This is a genomic window from Streptomyces sp. NPDC053426, assembly GCF_055585405.1.
Genome location: NZ_JBVJKE010000002.1, coordinates 608,528 through 631,742, shown reverse-complemented (window position 1 = coordinate 631,742; position 23,215 = coordinate 608,528). Strand labels below are relative to the sequence as shown.

Here is a 23,215-nt window from a genome sequence, read left to right as displayed (position 1 = left end):
CGTTCAAAACGCTGACGGGGAAGACTCTAGACCCTTCTTTTGAACATGTTCAACTCGGCTGTGGGTGGGCCTCGTCACGGCCGTCGCCCCGGCCCGGGACGGTGGCTGTCAGTGGTGGCCCGTACCGTCGTCGCCATGGGAATCGTGACGTTCGTCGACGAGACGACGACGGGAGAGCGGCGCGCGGCCTGGGGCCTGGAGATCGCCGAGGAGCGGCTGACCGTGCGCGAGCTGATCAGGCGCCGGGTGTTCCAGGAGGTCGCCGAGTACAACGCCCGTACGCCGGAGGTGTTCCAGGGGCTCGTACGGCCGACGGACGCGGAGCGCTTCGTCAACGGCTACGCGCTCAGGGAGCCCCGCCGCATCGACCCGGAGGAACAGGCCGGGCTGGCGCTGCGGGCCTTCGCGGGCAACGGCTTCCTGGTCCTGGTGGGGGACCGTCAGGTCACCGACCCGGACCAGGAGGTCGACCTGCCGCTGGGCACCGAGGTCACGTTCCTGAAGCTCGTGCCGCTGGTGGGTGGCTGATGCGCACCCCGACGTCGCACCTGGCGCGGCTGCGCGACCGGATCGACGACGGTGACCCGGTCCGGGCCGCCGCCGAGGTGATGAAGGCGCTCGGCTCGCGCAGCGGCGGCTGGAGCGGGCAGTGGGACTCCGTCCTCGACGTGCTGCGGGACCTCCCGGCGGAGCACCGCCGCGAGCTGGTGCACGCCGTGGCCGACCACTTCGGCTCGGTCGGCGACGACCTGGAGGAACGCGGCCGCGTCCTCGCCCTGTGCCACCGCCTCCTCGACGGCGCGGCCGGCGACCCCCTCGTCGCCGAGCGCCGTGAGGCCCTGGACGAGGTGGGCCGGTGGCACTCGTTCTGGTACACCTCCCGCTTCGACGTGCTGGCCGAGGCGGAGCTGTCCGCGGGCCGCCCTCTCACCCCGGCCGTCGTGGCCGTCGTCCGTCGTTCGGCGTTGAACGCCGCCACCTGCAAGGAGCTGGCCCTGTTGGGGAAGAGCCTCACCGACCCGGTCCTCAACGTCGGCGAGCAGTGGTCCGAGCAGGCCCTGCGCGACGCCACAGGACCCGACTGGGAGGCCCTGCTCGCCCACGCCGCCACCGCCGACTCCTCCAAGCCCACCGCGGCGTGGGACGACCGGGCCCGCGCCCTCGTCGGCGCCCTCGGCACCGACCGGGTCCGCGAGACCGTCCTGTCCTGGCTCGCGCTGGTGGGCCGCCCCCGCACCCTGCCGCTGGTCCGCCCCGCGTACGGGCCGGACCCCAACGACACCTTCGACCCCTGCAACGCCACCGCCCTGCGCGGACTGGCCTGGCTGCTCTCCCTGCTGCCGCCGCACCCCGACACCGTCCGGGCGCTGGGCGCGCTGGTCGAGACGTCCCTCAGGAAGGTGGCGGGCCTCGGCCCCCGCAGCCCCAAGGTCGCGGGCGCCGCCGTCCTCGGGCTCGCCCGGACCGACGGCGAGGCCGCCCTCGCCGAACTCGCCCGGCTCGCCACCCGCGTGACGTTCAAGACCACCGCCAAGCTCCTCGACGCGGCCCTCCAGGAGCGGGCCGCCGCCCTCGGGCTCGGCCGCGAGGAGATCGAGGAGCTGGCCGTCCCGGCGTACGGGCTGACCGGGGTCGGCCGCGCGGAGCACCGGTTCGGCGACGCCACCGCCGTGCTGGAGGTGCACGGCACCCGCGCCCGGCTGACCTGGCGCAACGCGGCCGGCAAGACGGTGCGGAGCGTGCCCGCCGCGGTGAAGCGGGACCACGCCGAGGAGCTGAAGGAGCTCAAGGCCGCGGTCAAGGACGCCGACAGGATGCTCTCGGCGCAGAGCGAGCGCCTGGACCGCCTGTTCCTGGCCCGCCGCACCTGGTCCTACGCCGCCTGGCGCGAGCGCTACCTCGACCACCCCCTGGTCGGCACCCTGGCCCGCCGCCTGCTGTGGACGGTCGACGGCACGCCGGCCGGTTACGCGGACGGCGCCCTGCGCACCCTCGCCGACGATCCCGTGACCGGGGGCACCGAGGTCGCCCTGTGGCACCCGGTCGGCCGGGAACCCGCCGAGATCGTCGCCTGGCGGGACTGGCTGGAGCGGCACGGCGTCACCCAGCCGTTCAAGCAGGCCCACCGCGAGGTGTACCTGCTCACCGACGCCGAGCGCGCCACGCGCACGTACTCCAACCGCTTCGCGGCCCACGTCCTGCGCCAGCACCAGTTCCACTCCCTGGCGGCCGTCCGGGGCTGGCGCAACCAACTGCGGCTGTGCGTCGACGGTTCGGCACCGCCGGCCACCCGCGCCCTGCCCGCCTGGGGCCTGCGCGCCGAGTACTGGATCGAGGGCGACGGCCAGGAGCACGGCGTCGACACCACCGATTCCGGCACCTACCTGCGCCTGCGCACCGACCAGGTCCGCTTCTACCCGATCGACGCGCCCGGGAACTCGGCGCACTGCTACGGCGGCGAGTACTCGATGTGGCCGCGCGACGGACAGGAGCCCGTCGACCCGATTCCGCTGGAGGACATCCCGCCCCTGGTCCTCTCCGAAGTGCTGCGCGACGTCGACCTGTTCGTCGGAGTGGCCAGCGTCGGCAACGACCCCACCTGGCAGGACGGCGGTCCCGGCGGCCGCTTCGGGGCGTACTGGACGTCGTACGGCTTCGGCGAGCTGAACCAGAGCGCCCAGACCCGGCGCGCCCTGCTGGAGCGGCTGGTCCCCAGGCTGGCGATGGCCGACCGGTGCACCGTCGAGGGCCGCTTCCTGCACGTGAAGGGCGAACGCCACACCTACAAGATCCACCTGGGCTCGGGCAACATCCTCATGACCCCGAACGACCAGTACCTGTGCATCGTCCAGAAGTCCGACCCGGCCGCCCCGCAGGCGGGTTACCTCCCCTTCGAGGGGGACCGGATGCTGGCGGTGATCCTCAGCAAGGCGATGCTGCTGGCCGACGACACGGCCATCACGGACCCGACGATCCTGAGCCAGCTCTAGCCCTGATCGGGGGTCCGCTTCGCACGGCCGGCCTCCAGGATCTCGGTCACGTCCAGGGTGACCTTGGCTCCGATGGAGTCGGGGAGGGTGACCTGCTGGCCGGGGGAGTGGAAGCGGTGGGTGGCGTACTCGCTCTCGACCGGGTCGGTCAGGACGTGGATGCGCTGATGCTTGCGGTCGACGACGACGTAGACGGGGACCTTGGCCTCGGCGTAGGCGGCGACCTTGGTCTTGAGGTCGGTCTTCCAGTTGCTGGAAGTGACCTCCAGGACGAGGCGGAAGCAGACCGGGTCGTAGGAGTTGTTCTCGATGAGGTGGTCGTGGAAGTCCGCGTCCACCACCGCGAAGTCAGGGATTGCGTAGTCTTCGGTGTCGGTCGGCAGCCAGAGACCGATGCCCTGGACCACCTTGGAGTCCGCGCCGTGCAGGCCGGCGGTTGCGAACGGCAGAATGAGGTCGGTCAGGACTACGGCGTGCGGGCCGTCCGGTGGGGGGGACACGAGGATCTGGCCTCCGAGGATCTCGACGCGGTAGCCCGGAAGTCGGTCCATGAGACGGTTCGCCTCCGCGATCAGCGGGCGCTCGTCGTGGGGCCGCTCGACGGATGCTGCGGACATCGCGTGCCTCCTAGGGGCTGGTGTCGAGACCATCATCGTAGGGCGGAGGGCGCCCTCACGTCCGTCTCAGGCCCGTTCACCCGAACGTGTGGCATATGCCAGAGGGCCCCGTCTCCAGCGGAGACGGGGCCCTCACGGACCTGAGCGGACGACGTGCCTCAGTAGCGGCGCGTGATCAGCGCGCGCTTCACTTCGGCGATCGCCTTCGTGACCTCGATGCCGCGCGGGCAGGCGTCCGTGCAGTTGAAGGTCGTGCGGCAGCGCCAGACGCCGTCGCGGTCGTTGAGGATCTCCAGGCGCTGCTCGCCGGCCTCGTCACGCGAGTCGAAGATGAAGCGGTGCGCGTTGACGATGGCCGCCGGGCCGAAGTACTGCCCGTCGTTCCAGAACACCGGGCACGAGGACGTGCACGCGGCGCACAGGATGCACTTGGTCGTGTCGTCGAAGCGCTCGCGGTCCTCGGCGGACTGCAGCCGCTCGCGCGTCGGCTCGTTGGTCTCCTTCGTGATCAGGAAGGGCATCACGTCCCGGTACGCCTGGAAGAACGGCTCCATGTCCACGACCAGGTCCTTGAGGACCGTCAGGCCCTTGATGGCCTCGACCGTGATCGGCTTCTCGGGGTTGATGTCCTTGATCAGCGTCTTGCACGCCAGGCGGTTCTTGCCGTTGATCCGCATGGCGTCGGAGCCGCAGATGCCGTGGGCGCAGGAACGGCGGAAGGTCAGCGTGCCGTCCAGATCCCACTTGATCTTGTGCAGCGCGTCGAGGACGCGCTCCTTCGGGTCGATCTCCAGCTGGAAGTCTTCCCAGACCGCCTCGGCCGCGACCTCCGGGTTGAACCGGCGGATCCGCATCGTGACGGTGATGTACGGGGAGTCGGCGAAACCGGGCTCGGGGGAACCGGCCGCGTCCGCCTTGTCCAGAACAGGGGTAGCCATCAGTACTTACGCTCCATCGGCTGGTAGCGGGTCTGGACGACCGGCTTGTAGTCCAGACGGACGGTCTCGGTGCCGTCGGCGCCGACCTCGCGGTACGCCATCGTGTGGCGCATGAAGTTGACGTCGTCGCGGTTCGGGTAGTCCTCGCGGTAGTGACCGCCGCGGGACTCCTTGCGGGCGAGGGCGGACACCGCCATGACCTCGGCGAGGTCCAGCAGGTTGCCCAGCTCGATCGCTTCCAGCAGGTCCGTGTTGAACCGCTTGCCCTTGTCCTGGATGGCGACGTTCTTGTAGCGCTCGCGCAGCTCGGCGATCTTCTCGACCGCCGTCTTGATCGTCTGCTCGGTGCGGAACACCATGACGTTGGCGTCCATGGTCTCCTGCAGCTCACGGCGGATGGTGGCCACCCGCTCGTTGCCGGTGGAGGACCGCAGCCGCTCGATCTGCTCGACGACGAAGGACTCCGGGTTCTCCGGCAGCTCGACGAAGTCGGCCTTCTGGGAGTAGTCCGCCGCCGCGATACCGGCCCGCTTGCCGAACACGTTGATGTCCAGCAGCGAGTTGGTGCCCAGCCGGTTGGCGCCGTGCACGGACACGCAGGCGACCTCGCCGGCCGCGTACAGGCCCGGCACGACGGTGGTGTTGTCCGCCAGGACCTCACCCTCGACGTTGGTCGGGATGCCGCCCATCGCGTAGTGCGCGGTGGGCTGGATCGGGATCGGGTCCGTGTACGGCTCGATGCCGAGGTACGTCCGCGCGAACTCCGTGATGTCGGGCAGCTTGGCGTCGAGCTGCTCCGGCGGGAGGTGCGTGAGGTCCAGGTAGACGTGGTCGCCCTCGGGACCGCAGCCGCGGCCCTCGCGGATCTCCGTGTAGATGGAGCGCGAGACGACGTCACGCGAGGCGAGGTCCTTCATGACCGGCGCGTACTTCTCCATGAAGCGCTCGCCGTCCTTGTTGCGGAGGATGCCGCCCTCACCGCGGGCGCCCTCCGTCAGCAGGATGCCCATGCGCCAGATGCCGGTCGGGTGGAACTGGAAGAACTCCATGTCCTCCAGCGGCAGCCCGCGCCGGTACACGGCCGCCTGGCCGTCACCGGTGAGCGTGTGCGCGTTCGACGTCACCTTGAAGAACTTGCCGGTGCCGCCGGAGGCGTAGATCACGGACTTCGCCTGGAAGACGTGGATCTCACCGGTCGCCAGCTCGTACGCGACCACACCGGCCGACTTCTTGACGCCGTCGACCTCGGTGATGAGCTGGTCCAGGACGTAGAACTCGTTGAAGAACTCCACGCCCTCCTTGACGCAGTTCTGGTACAGCGTCTGGAGGATCATGTGACCGGTGCGGTCGGCCGCGTAGCAGGAGCGGCGGACCGGGGCCTCGCCGTGGTTGCGGCTGTGACCGCCGAAGCGGCGCTGGTCGATGGTGCCGTTCGGGGTCCGGTTGAACGGCAGGCCCATCTTCTCCAGGTCGAGGACGGAGTCGATGGCCTCCTTCGCCAGGATCTCGGCGGCGTCCTGGTCGACCAGGTAGTCACCGCCCTTGACCGTGTCGAAGGTGTGCCACTCCCAGTTGTCCTCCTCCACGTTGGCCAGCGCGGCGGCCATGCCGCCCTGCGCGGCGCCCGTGTGGGAGCGGGTGGGGTAGAGCTTCGTCAGGACGGCCGTGCGGCTGCGCTTCGTCGACTCGATGGCCGCGCGCATGCCCGCGCCGCCGGCGCCGACGATGACGGTGTCGTACTTGTGTACCTTCATGAGTTTCGCAGCCCCGTGCCTAGCGGATGTTCGGGTCGAAGGTGAAGATCACCAGCGTGCCCAGCAGGATGGTGAACACCGTGGCGGTGTAGAGCAGGCCCTTGAGCCACAGCCGGGTGTTCGGCCGCTCCGCGTAGTCGTTGATGACCGTGCGCAGACCGTTGGCGCCGTGCAGCATCGCCAGCCACAGCATCAGCAGGTCCCAGACCTGCCAGAACGGCGAGGCCCAGCGGCCGGCCACGAAGGCGAAGCCGATCTTGGAGACGCCGCCGTCCAGCACGAGCTGGATCAGCAGGTGGCCGATGACGAGGACGACCAGGACGACGCCGGACAGGCGCATGAACAGCCAGGCGGCCAGCTCGAAGTTGCCCCGGGTGGACTTCGGGGTCTTCTTCGTCCGCTTGCGCGGGGGCTCGATGACCGGCGCCGGGTTGTCGACGGAGTAGAGCGAGGCGCCCTCGACGGGGCCGATGCCCGAGGCGGAGGTTTCAGTCGTGGACATGGGCGTCAGCTCCCGAACAGTTCACGAGCGGCGTGGCCGAGGACGGGGTAGATCGCCCCGAGCATCAGCACGACCCAGATGGCGACGACGGTCCAGAGCATCTGCTTCTGGTAGCGGGCGCCCTTGGCCCAGAAGTCGACGGCGATGACACGCAGGCCGTTGAGCGCGTGGAACAGGATGGCGGCGACGAGGCCGTACTCCAGCAGCGCGACGATCGGCGTCTTGTACGTGGCCACGACGGTGTCGTAGGCCTCGGGGGACACCCGCACGAGAGCGGTGTCCAGCACGTGAACGAACAGGAAGAAGAAGATGAGGACGCCGGTGACTCGGTGAGCCACCCAGGACCACATTCCTTCCCGGCCGCGGTACAGCGTTCCAGCCGGCACGGAAGTTTCCTCCGGGAGCGGGGTTCGGGGCCGCGCCGGCTTTCCTTGTCGGTCGGGCCCGGCCGGGTACGGTCCACCGGCCCCCAGCATGTTAGCGACGGATGCCTGTGGTGTTTGCAGGGGGCCTGCCGGTGTGATCAAACTGGCACGCTTACGGGCTACCGGGGTGGCATCTGGGGTGGAGTATCCGGTTGTGTGCCGGGTGCGGCGCCGTCGCGGCCGGTCGCGCCCACGCGGCGGAGCCGCAGATCGTCACGGTCCCGCGCCCCTGAGGGCGTTCACCTGAGCGTGTTCACCAGTCTGCCCCGTGCCAGTCGGCGGAGTTCTTCCGCCGCCACCGCTCGTTCCTCGTCCGGATCGTTCGCCAAACGTGACCGGATGTCCGTCAGGACCCGGTCCAGGGCCTCTTCCTCGGGGACCCCGTCCAGGCAGATGACGAAGGCGTGGCCGAACTTGGTCTCGTACGCCGTGTGGGCCGCGGTCAGGGCCGTGTGGGCGGCGGAGTAGGTGTCGTCGGGGAGGGCGGGGCGGGGTTCGGCGGCCAGGGCCTCCGCCAGTTCCTTGGAGGAGAGGTCGTACGTCGCCTCGTCGGAGGCCGCCAGGAGGGACGGCAGGTCGGGGTAGGGGCGGTGGCCGGAGAGGCGCAGGGCCCAGCGCAGGCTGCGCAGGCAGGTCAGGAGGGCGCGCTCGGCGTCCTCGGCGGGAGCGGTGTTGAACCGCTCCAGCGCGGGCGTGGTGCCGGGCGCGCCGCGGGACTGTCCGGGTATGGCGACTCGGCCGGGGAGGTCTGGGAGACGGTGCGCAGGCAGCGTGGGTCCTCGTGGGCGTCGCGTGTGTGTCGGTGGAAGATGCTGTGAGAGTTGTGACGTCACGTTATCGAGTGAGTCCGAGACGTGTCCGATCGGTACCCCGAATTCACCCGGACGGCAGAGTTTGAGAACGGCTCGTCGACACCCTTCACTCGTTCGGGTCGTACGTTGGCTGGGTGAGTCAGCACAGGCAGCACGGGCAGCACCGGCAACCCAGGCAGCACCGGCGACGGGTGCTGGTCACGGCCGTCGCCGCGGGCGCGCTGGTGGCCGCGTCCGGCGTGGGTCTCGGACTCTGGGCGGCCTCGGACGACGACGGCTCGCCCGCGGGCTCGACGGCGGCGTCCTCCGCCGGGACCCCCGCCGCCGGTTCCGACGAGGCCGCCGGGACGACACCGGGCGGGAGCCCGAGCCCCGGCCGCACGTACCCCTTGTCCGAGGCGCCGCGCACCATACCCGCCGTACGCGACCACACCGCGGAGCGCGGTCCGGGCTGGCGTCCCGCGAAGGACCACCGGGTGGTCGTGGACGACCCCGCGCTGGCCGACGAGGGGCGCCTGATAGCCGGCGAGCTGGGACTGGCGTACGCGGGGGAGAAGGACGACCGGCGGGCCGGGGACCTGCGGCTGGAGCTGAACCGGGACGGGGGCGCGAACCCGGAGTCGTACACGATGACCGTGCGGGGCGGGAGCGTGACCGTGAGCGCCCCCGGTGAGCCGGGCGTGTTCTACGGCACCCGCACGCTCAAGCAGGAGATCGAGGGGGCCAAGACCGCCCCCGAGGGCGTGGTGCGCGACGAGCCCGCCAAGCAGCGGCGCGGGCTGATGCTGGACATCGCGCGCAAGCACTACGACGCCGGCTGGATCGAGGACCGGATCCGCGAGCTGGGCGATCTGAAGTTCAACGAGATCGGCCTGCACTTCTCCGACGACCAGGGCTTCCGCATCGAGTCCGACTCGCACCCGGAGATCGTCTCGGCGGACCACCTCACCAAGGCACAGGTCGAGAGGATCGTCGACCTCGCGGAGAGCCGGCACATCACCGTCGTCCCCGAGATCGACTCGCCCGGACACCTCGGCGCGGTCCTCGCCGCCCACCCGGACCTGCAACTGCGCGACGCGAACGGCCGCGCGGTGCGCGGCGCGATCGACATCTCCGAGGCCGGGGCCGCCGAGATCGTCGACGACCTGCTGAACGAGTACGCCGGGCTCTTCCCGGGCGGGCAGTGGCACCTGGGCGGCGACGAGTACCAGGCGCTGGTGGTGTCCGACCCCGAGGCGTCGTTCCCGGGCCTCGCCGCCGCCGCGCGGGAGAAGTACGGCTCCGGCGCGACCGTGGAGGACCTGACCACCGGCTGGCTCAACGACCGGGCGGCCACGGTCCGCGCCCACGACCGCACGCCCCGCGCGTGGAACGACGGCTTCTTCCGGGGCGGCTCCGTGCGGGCGGCCGAGGACATCCGGGTCGCCTACTGGACCGGCAAGGAGATCGGCGCCCGGCAGCCCGCGGAGTACCTGAGCGAGGGCCGCGAGGTCGTCAACTACAACGACGAGTTCCTCTACTACGTGCTCGGGGAGCCCCTGACCTTCGTCTACCCGACGGGGGAGCGGATCTACGAGCAGTGGACGCCGCTGGTGCTGCGCGGCACCACCGCCGTCCCCGAGCGGTACGACGACCAGATCCTCGGCGGGTCCTTCGCCGTCTGGGGCGACATCCCCGGGGCCCAGACCCAGGACCAGGTCGCGGACGGGATCCGGCTGCCGCTGGCGGCGACCGTCCAGAAGCTGTGGGACCCGGACGAGCCGGAGCTGTCGTGGGCGGAGTTCCGGGACCTGGCGGGCGAGCTGGACTGACGGCTCCCCGTCACGGGGGCGGATTGCCGCATACGGCTGCGAACCCCCGTACGACTGTGGTGGTGTTCTGGACAGGACGGAGAACCGACACAGCGGGGGAACACCGGCACATGGGCTACTGGGGGTATTTCGTCGTGGGCCGCGGGGAGCGGCCGCTCGCCGAGCTGGACACGCTGGCCGGTGCGGCCGGGGGCATGACCCTGCACACCTCGGCGCCCGACGGCTGGCAGGTGTGGGAGTACCCGGGCGGCCAGGGCGACATCGGGAACATGAACGACCTGGCCCGGGAGACCGGGGCGCCCGCGCTGTTCGGATACGTCATGGACAGCGACTGCGTGGTGGTGGAGGCGGCGTCACCGGAGAGCGGGGCGTGGACGACCTGTCTGGCGCGGGCCCACATGGCCGGTTACCTGGAGGGCCAGCGGGAGGGGCTCACGCTGGAGGACTACTTCCTGGATCCCTCCGACGCCGCCGAACGGGCCGTCTTCTGGGCCGAGGAGGCGGGGCGCACCGCCTCCGCCGAGGACCTGGCCGAGGTGCTGACCGCCGACCCCGACCCGATGGCCGAAAACCTCTTCTTCCGTCTGCTCGACCGGCTCGGTGTGGTGCCCCTGTGACACTCCGGGCCCGTCGCACGCAGTAAGGGGAAATGCGGGCTCCGTGAGGGATGGGGCACGTGAGGGCCTCGCCGGGGCCCGCGAGCATTCCTTGAGGAGGCGTGGATGAGCCTGGTGGAACTGATCGCACGGGCCGACGAGCGCGGGCTGGCCGTGAGCGGGTTGGCTTGTTTGGATCGGTGCGTGCCGCTGCTGGGCGGCGGTGACGAGGTGCTGCGGCCGCTGTGGGCGAGCCTCGCTCAGGCCGCGCCCGCCGGTGACTGGGCGCAGCGGCTGGAGCAGGCCCGCGGCACGCTGGACGCGGCGGCCGACGGCGCGGACGAGGCCGTCGCGCTCGCGCACCGGATGCTCGCCGGCGCCCCCGCGGAGCGGTCCGCCGCCGGGCTGCGGGAGTGGGCCGACGACTGCTCCGTCGCCGCGCTGCGGATCCACCGGCTGCTGGACGGCGCCGCCGAAGACGACTCCGGCCTCGCCGACGCCCGCCGTGACGGCCGCCCCGACGGCCTGTCACCGCTGCTCGCCGCCGAACTGCGCCGCCAGCTCACGGTCCTGGAGCTCCTCGCCGCCCACGGCCCGGGGGGCCTGCGCGGAGCCCTCGAGGTCTCGACGGAGGGGCGCCGGGTATTGCGCGCCGCGGTCTCCCGCCGCAGCCGCAGGGACACCTAGGGCCGCACGCCGGTGACGAAACGGTTCGCTGAAGCGCTTACCAGGATGTGACGACTGCGACGACTGTGACCACACAGCAGGAGACCAGGCCCTCGGCCGCGACCAAGCCGGTCCGCTGGGCGGCGGACGCGGTGGCGGCGATGCGCGAAGGGGCACGGCTGCGCCTCGACTACTCGGCGCGCAGTCTGTGGAGCGTCGACCGGGTGATCGAGGACATACGCCAGGAGGAGGCCCCGTTCGCCGCCGTGGAACTGGTGCTGCGCGGATTCGGCGCCTACGCCGGCGAGGTGATAGCCCGTCAGACCGGCGGCGAGTGGTGGTCCTCCGGCGGCGACCACTGGGTCCGCACCCCCGACGGTCACCTCTGGGACCCCATCGACGAGGCCCGCCGCTGCTACACGGGCGACGGCTCCCTCCGCCTGCTGTGCCGCGACGCGTCGGACGGGACGGCACGGACCTGACGGCCGTGCCGTCCGGTACGACGACGGCCGGGGCCCCGCATGGCGCGCGGGACCCCGGCCGTCGTCGTACCGGTGATGCGGCGTTACGGCGTCAGCGTCTGCCCGATCCGCACGTCCGCCGCCAGGCCGAGGGTGCCCTTGCCGAAGAGGTACGAGTCGCCGTAGCCGAGGCCCGAGCTGTTGCTCGGCAGGTACAGGATCGTGCCGTCCGACGTGTCCTCGCCCGCGCCGCCGATCGTCAGGTCCGCGCGGCCGTAGCCGGACAGGTCCGTCAGGGACACCGCGGAACCGAACAGGTCACCGGACTCCGCGGCGCCCCCGATGCCGGGGGTGTCCTGGGAGACGCCGATCGCGCCCGAGCCGGTCAGGCCGGAGGAGCTGCCGCGGAACAGGATCGACTGGCCCGCGTCCTTGCGGTTGGTGCCGCCACTGGTGAGGTCCTCGCGGGGGGCGCCGACCAGGGCGTCCGCGTAGCCGTCGCGGTTGAAGTCGCCGGCCGACACCGAGGTGCCCAGCTCGTCACCGGACTCGTTGGCGCCGGGGACGCCGGAGGTGTCCTGGTGGATGGTCCTCATGCCGGTGGTGGTGAACCCGGCCGACGTGCCCAGCACCATGACGATCCGCCCGCCCGGCGTCGTACCGCTGGACTCGGCGGCCACCGGCTGGCCGATGACGATGTCGTCGTAGCCGTTGTTGTCGAAGTCGCCCGCGGCGACGGAGCGTCCGCCCTTGACGGAGATGACGCCGGCCTTGGTCAGGCCGGACGCGGAGCCCGCGAAGCGGAGGATGCGGCCGATGCCGCCGGTGTCGCGGTAGTTGAGGGCGATGTCCGCGTAGCCGTCCCGGTTGAAGTCGCCGCTCGCGGCGTCCAGGTAGGAGACGGCGCCCGTGGCGCTGGTGAGCGTGCCGTACTCGGTGGTGCCGTCGGTGTGACGGGCGTTCCAGTTGCCGCCCCCTCCGGTGCCGGCCGCGAACACGTCCGCCTTGCCGTCACCGTTGAAGTCGCCGACGGCGACCGTGGTGCCGAACCTGGCGCCGGTCTCCGTGACACCCGTCGTGCCGTACGAGAAGCCGGTGTCCAGCTCCGGTCCGTACATCACCGCGACGCCGCCGCGGTCGGCGTCGCCGGTGGTGTCGTCCTCGCCGGGGATGCCGATCACGAGGTCGGCGTACCCGTCGCCGTTGACGTCGCCCCAGGCGGTGGAGGTGCCGAAGCCGTCACCGGACTCGTTGGAGCCGGGGACGCCGGCGCTGCTCTGGGTGATCGTCTTCTTCGCGGAGGTGACCGGGCCGTTCTTACCGCCCGGGACCACCGTCACGCTGCCGCCGCCCGAGGCCTTCGGAGTGCCGGCGACCAGGTCGGCGAGGCCGTCCCGGTTGTGGTCCGAGGTGGCCAGGGCGTGCGAGATGCCCGGGGTCTTGGCGAGCGAGGCGATCCGGGACAGCTTCGGGTACAGGTTCTCGCCGGGGCAGGCCGTGTAGTTGGTGTCCCGGTGGCCGAAGACCCGCGGCAGGGTGACCGACTCACCCTTGTCGATCTTGTTGCCGCTGTCGCCGGCCTCCGAACCGGAGGTCAGCGTGACCTTGCCGGTCGGGTCGATGCCGTACATGCCGAACTTCCAGGCGACGACCCGCGCGATCGAGTCCAGCGCGGCCCGGCTCGGGTGGGCGCTCTCGAAGTTGCCTATGTACGAGATGCCGAGCGTGTCGGTGTTGAAGCCGATGTCGTGCGCGCCGACCACCGGCAGGTCCATGCCGCCGCTGCGGCCCTCGAAGATCTGACCGCAGCGGTCGACGACGAAGTTGTAGCCGATGTCGTAGTAGCCGCGGGCGAAGTGCTCCTGCTGGATGGAGCGCATCCGGGCCCGCGAGTCGGCGCAGGAGACGCTGTTGTCGCTGTCGACGCCGGTGTGGTGGATGACGGCGGCCTTGATGTCGGTGCCGTAGCTCGGCGTGCCGTCGTAGTCCGTGGACGCGCCCCACTCGGCCTGCGTGATGACCGGCGGCTTCACGACCGTCGACGGGCGGGGCTCGGGGACGGTGGGCGTCGGCTCGGGGGACGTGGTGTCCGTGGCCGCCGTCTCCGGCGGGGTGCCGGTCGGTTCCGCGGACGTCGTGTCCGCGGGGGTGGCCGTCTCCGGGGCGGCCGGCTCCGTCGGCGTCCCGGTGGTCTGTGTCTCCGTCGGCGCCGGCTCCGTGGTCACCGGCGCCGTGGTCTCCGCCAGGAACGCGGCCGGCTCCATGTCCGCGACCGTCGGCGCGCCCTCGGGGTCCGTGCCCGGGTCGAGGAGCTTGACGTCCATGCCGGCAGGCTGACCGCCCACCTGGGTGCCGTCGGCGTTCACCACGCGCACCTCGACGCCGTCGGCGTCGTCGGTCCACAGCGACGCCGTGCCGCCGCGGGTCGCCGCCCGCTCGCCCTCCGCGCCGTCGGCCTGGTTCGGCTCGTCCTCCAGCTCCTGCCAGCCGGACCACTTGCCGGTCTCCAGGTCCCGGGTGCGCACCTCGGGCGTGCCCTTGGCGTCCGCCTCCGGGTTGTCCCAGGTCACCAGCACCGCGCTGAAGCGCTCCGTCTCCTGCCGGTCGAGACCCCGGCGGCCCCCGCCCCGGTTCTCCAGCTCCAGCGTGTGGACGCTCGGCTCGCGGGCCTCCTCACGCGGGTCGGCCGGCGCGGACGACGGATCGGCCACCGCGTACGTGACGACACCCGCGCCACTGAGCACGACTGCGCCGACGGTCAGCCAGGCCCGCCGTTTCAGGCCGAGCGGCTTGTACGCATGGGTCCTGCGTGGACTCAACTACCCCACCCCTAGAAAAAGCACATGGACACCACCTGTCCCACAGGTGGCACTCATCCAGCGCCGAGCGCGGGTCAAACGTCACACGTGGCGTCACCGGGCCCGTGCGTCCCCCCAGGAGCCTCGCGGACGTACGAGAAGCCGAAAGGTTGTATGCGCCCTGTGAGTTGACCGTGTGGTGATCGCCACGTCCGCGACACGTGATGATCACGGCCCGGCTTCCGCTTGGTTTCAAGGAGAATTCGAACGACTGCCCCAGTGGGGCGAGTTGAGGGGCGGTGTCGTATGGAGGCGGCAGACGAGTGGATACCGGATGCGGGGCGGATGCGGTCGTACGCGGCGGCCTTCGTCGCCCGTGCGACCGCCCGCGGCCGGCTTCCGCTGGACTACTCCGTGGCCAGCCTGCGCCTGGTCGACGCCCTGGTCGACGGGCTCCGCAAGGGCGGGGCGGACCGCGAGCGGGCGCACGACACGCTGTTCGACCTCGGCGCCTACGTCGGAGAGGTGCTCGTGCGCCGTGCGGGCGGGGCGTGGGTGGACCTCGACGAGCGGCAGCGCGCGTACTTCGGGCAGCCGGTCGGGGTCCGGATGCCCGACGGCCGGATCTGGAACCCGGTCGGCAAGGTGCACAACCGGTTCGAGGCGGGCGGCCCGCAGGAGTCGCTGGGGACCTTCTACCTGGTGTTGCACGGGCGGGCCAGGGGGACCGCCGCCTGACCATCGACACGGAAAGACATGGGGGATTCCCATCGTGGGGAAGCGCGACGGACGCGAGGAACGACATGGACGGGGGGAACGGTCCGGACGGGGGGAACGCCACGGACGCGGGGAGCGGCCCGTACGCGGGGAACGGTTTGAACGGGGGGAGCGGCACGGACACGGGGAGCGGGGGGAGCGGCACGGGCGCGGGGAGCGGTCCGGACGGGCGAGCGGTGGACCGGGGCGCCGGTCCGGCCGGGGCCGGTCCCGTGCCGGCGGGCCGCGCTGGACCCGGACCGCGCCGGCCGGGCTGGCCTTCGCCGTCGTGATGGTCGCCTCGGGCGCCGCCGTGGCCTACTACCAGGACCGGCACGCATCCGTGGCGGACGAGGCGCCCGTGGACGCGGGGGACATGCTGGAGGGCGGCACCGCGCAGCCCCGCGCGGAGCGGACTCCCCGCGCCTCCGAAAGCCCCGACCCCTCCACCTCCCCGTCCGCCGGCGCGTCCGCGTCCGCCTCCGCCTCCCCCTCGTCCACCGTCATCGACATCCCGGCCACCGGCCCCGGCACCTTCACCACCGCGCAGGCGGACGGCAGCGTCGTCGGTACGGGCGGCCGGATGCGGCGCTACAAGGTGCTGGTCGAGGACGGCATCGACGTGTCGGCGAGCGCGGCCGCGGCCGAGGTCTCCGACGTCCTCGCCGACCGCAGGGGCTGGACCCGCGACGGGGTGAACTCCTTCCAGCTCGTCAGCTCGGGCTCGTACGACTTCGTCGTGAAGATCGCCACGCCCGGCACCACGGACAAGATCTGTGGTGCCGCGGGCCTGCTGACGCGCGGTGAGGTCAACTGCAGCGTGGGCACGGACGTGGTGGTCAACCTCAAGCGGTGGGTGCTGGGCTCGCCCCAGTTCGACGGACCGATCGGCGAGTACCGCGCGCTGATCGTCAACCACGAGGTCGGCCACCGCATCGGACACGGCCACGAGACCTGCCCGGGGCCCGGACGCCCGGCCCCCGCGATGATGCAGCAGATCAAGGGACTGAAGGGCTGTGTCGCCAACGCCTGGCCGTACGACCGGGACGGCACCTATCTGGGCGGCCCCGCCGTTCCCTGACGTCGGGGCCGGGGCGGACCGGCGCGCCCGCGTGTGTGCCGCACGAGGCGTGTGACGAGCTGTGACACTTTCGTGGCGCCGGACGCTGATGACCGTGGGGGTGTGGGCGCTGCCGGACGTGCTCACATCAAGCGATAGCGGTGCGCTACGCGCTCGGTACGGACGAGGACAGTTCTTGGGCCACGGAGGGGAACCCCGCCGCGCACAGGCGTACGACGGGGAACTGGGCGCGGCCGTCGCGCGGGCCCAGAAGGGCGACGAGGCCGCCTTCGCCGTGGCCTACCGGCTCGTACAGCCCGGCCTGCTCGCCTATGTGCGCGGGCTCGTCGGGGACGACGCCGAGGACGTGATGTCGGACGCCTGGCTGGAGATAGCCCGCGACCTGGGGAGGTTCAAGGGCGACGGGGCCGGGTTCCGGGGCTGGACGGCGACCATCGCCCGGCACCGGGCGCTGGACCACCTGCGCCGGCAGCGGGTACGGCCCCGGCCCTCCACGCTGGAACAGGACGTCCTGGACCTGCCCGGACCACACAGCACCTACGACCAGGCCATGGAGGCCATGTCCACCGAGTACGCCCTCGAACTGGTCGGCGGGCTGCCGCGCGACCAGGCCGAGGCCGTGCTGCTGCGGGTGGTCGTCGGCCTCGACGGCCCCGCCGCCGCCCGCGTCCTCGGCAAGCGGCCGGGCGCGGTACGGACGGCCGCGTACCGGGGGCTGAAACGTTTGGCGAAGCAGCTCGGCGTCGAGAGTGTGACGGATGAGGCCTCGCGGACGCTGGGTGAGTCGACATGAACGTCGGCCGGGACGGCGGACACGGCGGGCGGCGCGACGGCGGCCGGCCCGGGCCGGCCGCACCCGGCGGCCCACGACGGCCCCCGAGGGCCGCAGGCTGAACAGGCCGGACATGCGGAACGTATCCGTCGGTCCGGGCGGTACCGCTTGTGCGGCCGGTCCACACGGGCGTGGCGGGCCGAGCGTGGGTATCAAGTGGAACGAGCAGGAACGGGAACGGACATGGGTGAACGGCAGAACGACGGCGGGCCGGCCGGCCGTCGGCGTGTGCACCCTGAGAGGGGCGCGCCGCCCGGGGCCGGCGGCTCGGACTCCGTCACGGGCGGGCGCCGGGTCGTCGACGACGCCGACCTGGAGGCGCTGCTCGCCGGCGCGCTGATCCGCCGCGGCGTGGACGCCGAGGCCGAGCAGCGGGCCGTCACCGCGTTCCTGGCCGCCCGGGAGTCGGGGGCGCACGGCGCGCGCACCCGGCGCCGGGACGACTGGCGGACCCGCCGGAGCCGGTTCGGCCGCCACTCGCTGAAGGCCACGCTCTCCGTGCTGGTCGCCGGTCTCACCCTGAGCGGGGTCGCGGTCGCCGGCATCGGCGTGACGGACTCCTCCACGGACGGCCCGGCGGAGGACGGCAAGGGCACCCACACCCCGTCGTCCGGCGCCACCGGCCCGTCCACCGACGGCTCGGCCGACCCGGACGCCGGACGTGACCGGCCGGACCCGGACCGTCCGGGGACCGCCCGGGACACCGAGGCCCACTGCCGCGCCTACGAGCAGGTGCGGGGGCGCGGCAAGGCGCTGGACTCGGCGACCTGGAAACGGCTGACACAGGCGGCGGGCGGCGCGGCGAACGTCGACGCCTACTGCGCCGGGCAGTCGGCGGGGACCGGGGCCGGGGCGCCGTCCGTCAACACCGGGGCGCCCGAGAAGAAGGACAACAATTCGGCCGACCGGTCCGGAAACGGCTCCTCGGGCAACGGGAGCGACAACGCCACGCGCGGAGCGGACAACGGCTCGGGGAGCGGTTCCGGAACTGCGGGCAACGGCTCGGGCGGCAGCACGGGGAAGCCTGGGGACCCTGGCGCCAAGCGTCCGTAATGCACTCCATGCAACCCTGTGACCAGGGGAGACGAAGAATCCGCGCACCTCGGCGCGCTCGCGCCGCTGCCGCCGAGGCAACGGCCGGAGCCGCCACCCCCCACAGGAGAGGCCCCGGCCGTCGCGCGGCACGGGCCGCGCGGCGACCCGTACTTCCTACAGCGCCATGGGTGCGTTTTCTGTCACACCCCCTGTGTCACGGGTTAATTGCATCTTGGGCGGACATGGACGGGCAGAGGATTCAGGCCGTAACGTGCCTTTCGCGCCAGGCCGCGACGGACACATGACCACGAACCGCCCGCGGCTCTGAGGCCGCAACCACTGATTGATCAACCACGACGGCGAGAACCCGGTCCGCGAGAGCGGCGCCGGTTTAGGCGCAGAAGGGCGCGCGCGTTTGCTGGGGGACGACGCGGAGCTGACCGCCGCGGTGCGTGCGGCACAGGACGGGGACGAGACCGCGTTCCGGACTGTGTACCGCGTCGTGCACCCGCGGCTGCTGGGATACGTACGGACGTTGGTCGGCGAGCCCGACGCCGAGGACGTGACGTCCGAGGCGTGGCTGCAGATCGCCCGTGACCTGGAACGCTTCACCGGCGACGCGGACCGGTTCCGCGGCTGGGCCGCCCGTATCGCCCGCAACCGCGCGCTGGACCACATACGCATGCGCGGACGCCGCCCCGCGATCGGCGGCGACGAGACCGAGCTCACCGGGCGGGCCGCCGAGTCCGACACCGCGGGCGAGGCCATCGAGGCGCTGGCCACCGACGGTGCGTTCTCCCTCATATCCAGGCTGCCGCAGGACCAGGCCGAGGCCGTCGTGCTGCGCGTGGTCGTGGGCCTCGACGCCAAGTCCGCCGCCGAGACACTGGGCAAACGACCGGGTGCCGTACGGACGGCCGCGCACCGGGGTCTGAGGCGTCTGGCCGAGCTGATCGGCGGCGATCCGGAAGCCCAACCGGAATCCGCCGGGGTGCTCGACGCCCTTCCTCCCCAGAGAGAACCACGCCGTCGTACGGTGACGTCCGCGAGTGTGACGCAGATGCGAACGCGGACACAGAAGGACATGTGATGGCCGATGAGCAGCACAGGTGGCTGGACCGCGGGACCGCGGAGCGCTTACTGAGCGGAGAGCCCCTGGAAACTGCCGATCCCGTCGCCCGTGACCAGGCCGGACGGCTCGCCGGAACACTGCGCGCACTCTCCGTGCCACCCCCTTCGGACGGCGGGGAACTCCCCGGAGAGGCGGCCGCCCTGGCCGCCTTCCGCAAGGCGCGCGAGGAGCGGGAGGGGCGGACCGAGGCGGCCCATGGTGGGGACCGGCCCGCCGGAACGCGCCCCTCCGACATCGGGGCGGTCCGTATCGGCGTCCCGCACGGTGATCGTTCCGGAACCGCGGACGAACCCCGACGGGGGCGTCCCCTGAGCCTCGGGCTGGCCGCCGCGCTGGTCGCCGGCATGGCCGGGGGCGTCGCGGTCCTGGCCGGAACCGGAGTCCTCTCCCCGCCCGACGGCTCCCGCTCCGACCCGGCCGCCTCCGTCACGGCCACCGCCACGCACCCCGAACGCCCCCTGGTGTCCCCTCCGCCCGAGGGCGCCGCACCGGGCGGAGCCACGCCCGAGGGCCGGCATCCCGGGAGTGCCGCCGGTACGGCCGAGGACGGCGGGGACGCCGACGGGTCCCGTGCGCCGGGGAAGCCCGATGCGGACACCGGTGACGGCGCGGTCCGTTCCGGCCGCGGGGGCAAGCAGATCGCCGCGGCCTGTCGCGCGTGGCGCGACGGCAAGGCGCTGAACGGCGAGCGCGAGCACCTCCTCGAGGAGGCGGCGGGCGGCTCCTCCCGCGTCGGCACGTACTGCGAGGACGTGCTGTCCACGTCGGACACCTCCGGCGCGTCCGGTACGACCGGCGCCGACGGGGGAGCCCGCAGCGGCAACGGGAACGGCAACGGGAACGGGAAGACCAACGGTCGGAGCGATGGCCAGGGCCAGGGCCAGGGCCAGGGCCAGGGACACGGGCAGGGGCAGGGACACGGGCAGGGCAACGGTGCCGACAACGGCAACGGCGGCAACAACGCCAAGAAGGACGACAACGGAAACGGTGGCGACAACGGCGACAACGGAAACGGCGGCGAGAAGAACCCGTGACACCGCCCCTGACCTGCCCGTTTATTGAGCGCTGAACTTTCCTCCCCGGCAGGTGTGACACTTTCGACCCTCGTGGCGCAGTAATGAGTGAGCCGACTGGTCATCGGCTGTCGCACGGAGCCGGGGTTCCCCCCGTACCCACGGCTCGTGCACCTCGGCGCGGGCGGGACACGTTCCCCCGGTCCCGCCCGCGCCCCGTCTCACCAGTGCACGACGACCTTGTCGCCGTCGCGCACCTGGTCGTACAGCCGCGCGATCGCCGCCTCGTCCCGTACGTTGACGCAGCCGTGCGAGGCTCCGGCGTATCCCCGCGCGGCGAAGTCGGCCGAGAAGTGCACGGCCTGGCCGCCGCTGAAGAACATGGCGTACGGCATGGGCGAGTCGTAGAGCGTGGACACATGGTGCCGGGACTTCCAGTAGACCTGGAAGACACCCTCACGGGTCGGCGTGTACTCGGAGCCGAAGCGCACCGGCATCGTCGACACCGTCCGCCCGTCGATCATCCAGCGCAGGGTGCGACTGGTCTTGCTGATGCACAGCACCCGCCCGGTCCGGCAGCGCGCGTCGGGGGCGTCGGCCGGCTGGCCGCCCATCAGATACAGCTCCCACTTGCCCGGCTCGCGCGTCATGCCGAGCAGCCGCTGCCAGGTGACGGAGTCGGTCACCCCGGTCCTCGGCAGTCCGCGCTTGCCCTGGAAGCCCCGGACCGCCTCCGCCGTCAGGTCGTCGTACGTCCCCGTCGGCCCGTGGAAGATCCAGGCGACCTGCCGCAGCCGGGCCTGGAGTTCGCGTACGTCGCGCCCGGAGTCACCGGGGGACCACAGCACGCGCGGTGCCGGGGCGCCGGGAGAAGGAGAGGACTTCCCGCCGTCGCCGTCCGGAGTCCGCGACGGGGATGGCGGCGCGGACGGCGACGCGGACGGCGTCCGGCCCGGCACCTCTATCCGCACCGGCGACCTGTGCTCCCCGCCCGCCCCGGCGGGCTGCACCGTACAGCCGGCCGTACCGCCCGCCGACGCGGCCAGGGCCGTCAGCGCCGCGACGGCCGTGATTCCCTTCCTCCCCATGCCCGTACTACGCACATCAGCCCCCCGTCGTCTCACCGGCCGCGCCCGGCCGTCACCGGAGATGTTCCCCGGACGTGACCCCCGACGAACAAAGGGGCATGGTGGTGATTGACCGGAAGGCGACCGCCGAGGTGGTGCTGTGAGCGGGGTCCCACCGCGGCTGTGAGGAAGGTCCCAGCGTGTGCCCCTCCACCGGGCCGCACGCGCACCGCTACAGTCCGTTGAAGGATCGGCCTGTACTGGCTAGTAACTTATGGGTACCGGGCGAGCGAATCGAGCAACGCTGCTCAGCGGGAGGCATCACACCATGGCGCGCGAGTCGGAGTCCGGTCTGCCCATCGAGCCGGTCTACGGGCCGGAGGCTCTCGAGGGCTGGGATCCGGCGGAGAGGCTGGGCGAGCCGGGGGCGTACCCCTTCACCCGGGGCGTGTACCCGACGATGTACACGGGCCGGCCCTGGACGATGCGCCAGTACGCCGGTTTCGGCACGGCGACGGAGTCCAACGCCCGCTACCAGCAGCTGATCGCCAACGGCACGATGGGCCTGTCGGTCGCCTTCGACCTGCCCACCCAGATGGGCCACGACTCCGACGCCCCCATCGCGCACGGCGAGGTCGGCAAGGTGGGGGTGGCCATCGACTCGGTGGACGACATGCGGGTGCTGTTCGGCGGCATCCCGCTGGACAAGGTCTCCACGTCGATGACGATCAACGCCCCCGCCGCCCTGCTCCTGCTCCTCTACCAACTGGTCGCCGAGGAGCAGGGCGTCCCGGCCGACAAGCTCACCGGCACGATCCAGAACGACGTGCTGAAGGAGTACATCGCGCGGGGCACCTACATCTTCCCGCCCAAGCCGTCGCTGCGGCTGATCGCCGACATCTTCAAGTACTGCCGGGCCGAGATCCCGAAGTGGAACACGATCTCGATCTCCGGCTACCACATGGCCGAGGCGGGCGCCTCACCCGCGCAGGAGATCGCCTTCACCCTCGCGGACGGCATCGAGTACGTCCGCACGGCGGTCGCGGCCGGCATGGACGTGGACGACTTCGCCCCGCGCCTGTCGTTCTTCTTCGTGGCCCGCACCACGATCCTGGAGGAGGTCGCCAAGTTCCGCGCGGCGCGCAGGATCTGGGCGCGGGTGATGAAGGAGGAGTTCGGCGCGAAGAACCCCAAGTCGCTGATGCTGCGCTTCCACACCCAGACGGCCGGGGTGCAGCTGACCGCCCAGCAGCCGGAGGTGAACCTGGTGCGCGTCGCCGTGCAGGGCCTGGGCGCGGTGCTCGGCGGCACCCAGTCGCTGCACACCAACTCCTTCGACGAGGCCATCGCGCTGCCCACCGACAAGTCCGCCCGGCTGGCGCTGCGCACCCAGCAGGTCCTCGCCTACGAGACGGACGTGACCGCGACCGTCGACCCGTTCGCCGGCTCCTACGTCGTCGAGAGGATGACCGACGACGTCGAGGCGGCGGCGCTGGAACTGATGGGCAAGGTCGAGGACCTCGGCGGCGCCGTCAACGCCATCGAACACGGCTTCCAGAAGAACGAGATCGAACGCTCCGCCTACCGCATCGCCCAGGAGACCGACTCCGGCGAGCGCGTCGTCGTCGGCGTCAACCGCTTCCAGCTCGACGCGGAGGAACCCTACGAGCCGCTGCGCGTCGACCCGGCCATCGAGGCCCAGCAGGCCGAACGCCTGGCGAAACTCCGCGCGGAACGCGACCAGCAGGCGGTCGACGCCGCCCTGACCGCCCTGAAGAAGGCGGCCGAAGGCGAGGACAACGTCCTCTACCCGATGAAGGACGCCCTCAAGGCCCGCGCCACCATCGGCGAAGTCTGCAACGCCCTGCGCGAGGTCTGGGGCACCTACGTGCCGAGCGACGCCTTCTGAACACCCGTTCTCGCCGGCTG

At 71.9% G+C, this 23,215-nt stretch carries 21 protein-coding genes; 13 read left to right on the top strand and 8 right to left on the bottom strand.

What is annotated here, in order from left to right; all coding sequences use genetic code 11:
• The first annotated feature begins 135 nt into the window (after positions 1-135).
• Together ACZ62B_RS06675 and ACZ62B_RS06670 are read left to right on the top strand one after the other, a co-directional pair.
• A complete protein-coding gene (locus ACZ62B_RS06675; protein WP_469689369.1) occupies positions 136-528 on the top strand; it encodes a hypothetical protein in 393 nt (130 codons plus the stop codon).
• The gene (locus tag ACZ62B_RS06670; protein ID WP_469689368.1) at positions 528-2,990 is read left to right on the top strand and encodes a DUF4132 domain-containing protein; all 2,463 of its coding nucleotides are present in this window, start codon (positions 528-530) and stop codon (positions 2,988-2,990) included. Before ACZ62B_RS06675 ends, ACZ62B_RS06670 begins: the two co-directional genes overlap by 1 nt.
• Here the strand turns inward: ACZ62B_RS06670 and ACZ62B_RS06665 are convergent.
• The 6 genes from ACZ62B_RS06665 to ACZ62B_RS06640 all read right to left on the bottom strand — a co-directional run bounded on the left by ACZ62B_RS06665 (position 2,987) and on the right by ACZ62B_RS06640 (position 8,059).
• Positions 2,987-3,607: a Uma2 family endonuclease gene (locus tag ACZ62B_RS06665; protein ID WP_469689367.1), complete on the bottom strand. Its 621-nt coding sequence runs from the start codon at positions 3,605-3,607 to the stop codon at positions 2,987-2,989. The genes ACZ62B_RS06670 and ACZ62B_RS06665 overlap by 4 nt on opposite strands.
• Positions 3,608-3,765: 158 nt before the next feature.
• Positions 3,766-4,545 (bottom strand): succinate dehydrogenase iron-sulfur subunit, encoded by a 780-nt coding sequence (locus tag ACZ62B_RS06660; RefSeq protein ID WP_344557652.1) that lies wholly within the window; start codon positions 4,543-4,545, stop codon positions 3,766-3,768.
• Positions 4,545-6,299, bottom strand: coding sequence for a succinate dehydrogenase flavoprotein subunit (gene sdhA, locus ACZ62B_RS06655; protein ID WP_344557650.1), 1,755 nt, complete (start codon positions 6,297-6,299; stop codon positions 4,545-4,547). The genes ACZ62B_RS06660 and sdhA overlap by 1 nt, the downstream gene beginning before the upstream one ends.
• Before the next feature lie 19 nt (positions 6,300-6,318).
• Positions 6,319-6,801 carry a succinate dehydrogenase hydrophobic membrane anchor subunit gene (locus tag ACZ62B_RS06650; protein ID WP_344557640.1) on the bottom strand — a complete coding sequence of 161 codons (483 nt, stop codon included), beginning with the start codon at positions 6,799-6,801 and terminating at the stop codon, positions 6,319-6,321.
• Positions 6,802-6,806: 5 nt separating this feature from the next.
• The gene (sdhC, locus tag ACZ62B_RS06645; RefSeq protein WP_073932619.1) at positions 6,807-7,187 is read right to left on the bottom strand and encodes a succinate dehydrogenase, cytochrome b556 subunit; all 381 of its coding nucleotides are present in this window, start codon (positions 7,185-7,187) and stop codon (positions 6,807-6,809) included.
• A gap of 278 nt (positions 7,188-7,465) precedes the next feature.
• On the bottom strand, positions 7,466-8,059 hold the full coding sequence (locus ACZ62B_RS06640; RefSeq protein ID WP_344557637.1) for a 2-oxo-4-hydroxy-4-carboxy-5-ureidoimidazoline decarboxylase: 594 nt from the start codon (positions 8,057-8,059) through the stop codon (positions 7,466-7,468).
• Between the two features lie 173 nt (positions 8,060-8,232).
• Between ACZ62B_RS06640 and ACZ62B_RS06635 the strand changes: the two genes are divergently transcribed.
• From ACZ62B_RS06635 to ACZ62B_RS06620, 4 genes are all read left to right on the top strand, one after another.
• Complete coding sequence (locus ACZ62B_RS06635) at positions 8,233-9,849, top strand: beta-N-acetylhexosaminidase (RefSeq protein ID WP_469689390.1); 1,617 nt, start codon at positions 8,233-8,235, stop codon at positions 9,847-9,849.
• A 110-nt stretch (positions 9,850-9,959) separates the two neighbouring features.
• On the top strand, positions 9,960-10,466 hold the full coding sequence (locus ACZ62B_RS06630) for a hypothetical protein (protein ID WP_344557636.1): 507 nt from the start codon (positions 9,960-9,962) through the stop codon (positions 10,464-10,466).
• 105 nt (positions 10,467-10,571) lie between these two features.
• Positions 10,572-11,132, top strand: a complete 561-nt coding sequence (locus ACZ62B_RS06625) for a hypothetical protein (RefSeq protein WP_344557634.1) — start codon at positions 10,572-10,574, stop codon at positions 11,130-11,132.
• A gap of 65 nt (positions 11,133-11,197) precedes the next feature.
• Complete coding sequence (locus ACZ62B_RS06620; RefSeq protein ID WP_344557632.1) at positions 11,198-11,593, top strand: hypothetical protein; 396 nt, start codon at positions 11,198-11,200, stop codon at positions 11,591-11,593.
• Positions 11,594-11,676: 83 nt separating this feature from the next.
• On the opposite strand, the gene ACZ62B_RS06615 is transcribed toward ACZ62B_RS06620, so the two are convergent.
• A complete protein-coding gene (locus tag ACZ62B_RS06615) occupies positions 11,677-14,391 on the bottom strand; it encodes an FG-GAP-like repeat-containing protein (RefSeq protein ID WP_469689366.1) in 2,715 nt (904 codons plus the stop codon).
• 285 nt (positions 14,392-14,676) lie between these two features.
• Here ACZ62B_RS06615 and ACZ62B_RS06610 point away from each other — a divergent pair, with 285 nt between their 5' ends.
• From ACZ62B_RS06610 to ACZ62B_RS06585, 6 genes are all read left to right on the top strand, one after another.
• Positions 14,677-15,108, top strand: a complete 432-nt coding sequence (locus tag ACZ62B_RS06610; RefSeq protein ID WP_344557628.1) for a hypothetical protein — start codon at positions 14,677-14,679, stop codon at positions 15,106-15,108.
• Between the two features lie 307 nt (positions 15,109-15,415).
• On the top strand, positions 15,416-16,207 hold the full coding sequence (locus ACZ62B_RS06605; RefSeq protein ID WP_468888001.1) for a DUF3152 domain-containing protein: 792 nt from the start codon (positions 15,416-15,418) through the stop codon (positions 16,205-16,207).
• A gap of 175 nt (positions 16,208-16,382) precedes the next feature.
• Positions 16,383-17,000: an RNA polymerase sigma factor gene (locus ACZ62B_RS06600; protein ID WP_344557626.1), complete on the top strand. Its 618-nt coding sequence runs from the start codon at positions 16,383-16,385 to the stop codon at positions 16,998-17,000.
• 222 nt (positions 17,001-17,222) lie between these two features.
• Positions 17,223-18,092 carry a hypothetical protein gene (locus ACZ62B_RS06595; protein ID WP_469689365.1) on the top strand — a complete coding sequence of 290 codons (870 nt, stop codon included), beginning with the start codon at positions 17,223-17,225 and terminating at the stop codon, positions 18,090-18,092.
• Positions 18,093-18,489: 397 nt separating this feature from the next.
• Positions 18,490-19,164, top strand: coding sequence for an RNA polymerase sigma factor (locus ACZ62B_RS06590; protein WP_344557622.1), 675 nt, complete (start codon positions 18,490-18,492; stop codon positions 19,162-19,164).
• Positions 19,164-20,240 (top strand): hypothetical protein, encoded by a 1,077-nt coding sequence (locus tag ACZ62B_RS06585; protein WP_468888005.1) that lies wholly within the window; start codon positions 19,164-19,166, stop codon positions 20,238-20,240. Before ACZ62B_RS06590 ends, ACZ62B_RS06585 begins: the two co-directional genes overlap by 1 nt.
• Positions 20,241-20,440: 200 nt before the next feature.
• Here ACZ62B_RS06585 and ACZ62B_RS06580 read toward each other — a convergent pair whose 3' ends face one another.
• Positions 20,441-21,307, bottom strand: coding sequence for a L,D-transpeptidase family protein (locus tag ACZ62B_RS06580; protein ID WP_344557618.1), 867 nt, complete (start codon positions 21,305-21,307; stop codon positions 20,441-20,443).
• A 307-nt stretch (positions 21,308-21,614) separates the two neighbouring features.
• Between ACZ62B_RS06580 and ACZ62B_RS06575 the strand changes: the two genes are divergently transcribed.
• Positions 21,615-23,195, top strand: coding sequence for an acyl-CoA mutase large subunit family protein (locus tag ACZ62B_RS06575; protein WP_344557616.1), 1,581 nt, complete (start codon positions 21,615-21,617; stop codon positions 23,193-23,195).
• The last annotated feature ends 20 nt before the right edge of the window (positions 23,196-23,215 follow it).